1 protein-coding gene is annotated in these 3,052 nt (G+C 77.2%); it reads right to left on the bottom strand.

All coding sequences use genetic code 11. From position 1 onward, the window contains the following. Window positions 1-2,981, bottom strand: a 2,981-nt coding sequence (locus tag E1300_RS48805) for an AfsR/SARP family transcriptional regulator (RefSeq protein ID WP_131764053.1), incomplete at its 3' end; no start/stop codon positions are given. Window positions 2,982-3,052: the final 71 nt, after the last annotated feature.

Below are 3,052 nucleotides of genomic sequence, written 5' to 3'. Positions count from 1 at the left end.
CCCTCCAGCGCGAGCGCCTCGGCCCGCGGGTCGCCGATCGCGCGGGCGGCGGCGAGCCCCTCGGTGTGCAGGGCGAGCGCCGCCGCGGCGTCCCCGCGCTGCTCGGCGACGTAGCCGAGCTGGGCGTGGAGGAACGCGATCCCGGCCGTCCCGCCGATGCCGCGCAGCCAGCCGAGCCGGGCGCGCAGGTGCGCCTCGGCGGCGTCCAGGTCGCCGAGCCGCCGCGCCACCAACCCGAGGCCGATCTCCGCGAACTCCTCCGCGGACCGCGCGGCCCGCCTGGACGCCACGCGCAGCGCCCGCTCGTGCAGGGCGCGGGCCTCCGCCAGGTCGCCGGTGAGCAGCGCGACGCGGCCGAGCTCGGCGAGCCGGAACGCCACCTCGGGCCACATGCGCAGCTCCTCGGCGAGGCGGAGCTCCGCGCGCCGGAGCCGGGCCGCCTCCGCGTAGTCGCCGGTGATCTCGGCGCGGCGGGCGAGGACGTCGGACGCCTCCAGCCGTCCCCACGCGTCGCCCAGGGAGGTGAAGAGCGCGAGGCTCTCCGCGCCGTCCCGCTCCATCACCTCCAGGTTGCCGCGCCGGACGGCCAGCTTCGCGCGCAGGGCAAGCGCCGCGGCCCGTCCCCATTCGTCGCCGTGCGCGCGGAACGCCGCCAGCGCACGATCGACACGCGCCTCGTTCGCCGCGAGGTCGCCGTACGCCCAGTGCACCTGACTCAGGAACCACTCCGCCCTCGCTCGGGCGAGTTCGCCCCTGGGCTCGCCGGCCTGCCTCTCATAGGGTTCGAGCGCGGTCCGGCGGAGCTCGTCGGTATCGACGCCTTCACCGGACGCCATGACCATGCCCGCAAGCCAGATCTCCGCCTCCAGCCGGGCGGGCGCGGAAGCGCCCGGCCGCGCCAGCGCCGTCGTCAACGCGCGCCGCGCCTCGGCGAAACGGCCGCGCAGGTACCAGAACCAGCTCTGCGCGTTCACCAGCCGGATCGCCAGATCACCGGACGCGCCGTCGAGCGCGGCACGGAGGTTCGCGGACTCGCCGTCGAGCCGGTCGAGCCACTCCCGCTGCGCCGGCCCGCGCAGGCCCCGAGCGGCCCGCTCCGCCAGCCCCGTGTAGTACAGGACGTGGCGGCGGCGCAGCTCGTCCTCCTCCCCCGCCTCCCGCAACCGCTCCAGGCCGTACGCGGCGACCGACTCCAGCAGCCGGTAGCGGCCGTCGCCGCCGCGGACGACGAGGGAGCGGTCCACCAGCCGGGCCAGCACGCCGGCGCCGGAGCCGCCGACCTCCTCGGCCGCCTCCACGGTGCAGCCGCCCGCGTGCACGGCGAGGCGCCGCAGCGCCACGCGCTCCGGCCCGGTCAGCAGCCCCCAGCTCCAGTCGACGACGGCGCGGAGCGTCCGCTGCCGGTCGGGGACGCCGCGCCTGCCGCCCGCGAGGATCGCGAACCGGTCGTCCAGCCGCGCCGCCAGCTCCTTCACCCCGAGCCCGCGGACGCGGGTCGCCGCGAGCTCCAGCGCGAGCGGGATGCCGTCGAGCCGACGGCAGATCGCGACGACGGACGGCGCGGACGCCGCGTCGAGCGCGAACCCGGGGTCCGCCGCCCGCGCGCGTGCGGCGAACAACCGGACGGCGCCGTACTCCGCCAGCGCGTCCGGCGCGGTTCCGGGCTCCGGCAGGTCCAGCGGCGGGACGCTCTGCACCCGCTCACCGGGCACGCCCAGCGGCTCCCGCGAGGTCGCGAGGATTCGCAGGCCGGGCGCGCCCCGCACCAGCGCCGCCGCCAGCTCCGCGGCGGCCTCCACGACATGCTCGCAGTTGTCCAGAACGAGCAACGCCCGCCGCGCGCGCAGAACCCCCACAAGCCGCCCCAGAGGGTCATCCCCAACCCCCCAAGCGGTCCCACGCACCCCCCGGTCGCGCGCCTCCGGATCGTGTGCGTTCCCGTTGCGTGACCGTTCGTCGTGCAGCCCGAGGACTCGTGCCACGTGTTCGGCGATCTCTGATGCCGTGGTGGGGTTGCCCGGGGCCAGTTCGATGAGCCATACGCCGTCCGGGTGGTCGCCGGACGAGCGGGCCGCCGCCTCCAGGGCCAGGCGGGTCTTGCCGACGCCGCCGGGTCCGGTCATCGTGACCAGGCGCTCGGTGGCGAGGAGCGCGCGGGCCTGCTCGACCGCCTGGTCGCGGCCGATCAGTTCGTCCAGCGCGGCGGGCAGCGGCGGTTGCGTCCGCGGACGGCTCTCCTCGGCGGGATCCTGCTCCAGCAGTGACTGGTAGAGCGCCGCGAGATCCGGGCCGGGGTCGGTGCCCAGCTCGTCGGCGAGGCGTTCGCGCAGGTCGTGGTAGCCGGCGAGCGCCTCGGCGCGCCGTCCGGCGCGGTGCAGGGCGCGCAGGTGCGCGGCGCGGAGCCGCTCGCGGAGCGGATGCAGCGCGACCGGGGCGGCCAGTTCCGCGGCCAGCGCGGCGTGCTCGCCGAGGTCGAGCCGCGCCTCGGCCCGCTCCTCCAGCGCCGCGAGGCGCCGCTCCTCCAGATCGGTGACCACGGGTGCCGCGAACCCGGCGTCGGCGAAACCGTCGAACGCCGGGCCGCGCCACAGCGCGAGCGCGTCGCCCAGCAGCCGCGCCCTGGCGAGCGGGTCGGCGGCCTCCCGCGCCCGGACGAGCAATGCGCCGAACCGTCCGGCGTCGACCGCCTCCGGGGCGACGTCCAGCACGTAGCCGGACGGGCGCGCGGCGATCAGCGCCCGGGCGCCGGATTCGGCGCGGTCCAGGACGCCGCGGAGCTGCGACACCCGGGCTTGCAGCGTTCCCGTCGGGTTGCCCGGCGGCCGGTCGCCCCACAGGGCGTCGAGCAGCCGGTCGACCGAGACGGGACGTCCCGCGTCCGCCAGCAGCACGGCCAGCAGCGTGCGGATTTTCGTCTCGGGCACCCGCACCTCGCCGCCGTCCGTCCACACGGCGAGCGGCCCCAGCACCCCGAAACGCATTTCGTCAGCGTATGCACCGCTACGGACAGACCCGCAGCGTTTCCGTGGCGGCACCCGCGACGGTGGAGCTC

Source organism: Actinomadura fibrosa (assembly GCF_900659615.1).
In the GTDB taxonomy this organism is placed as follows: Bacteria; Actinomycetota; Actinomycetes; order Streptosporangiales; family Streptosporangiaceae; genus Spirillospora; species Spirillospora fibrosa.
Note: the sequence above shows the minus strand (reverse complement) of the source record. Positions and strands in the feature narration are given on the sequence as shown.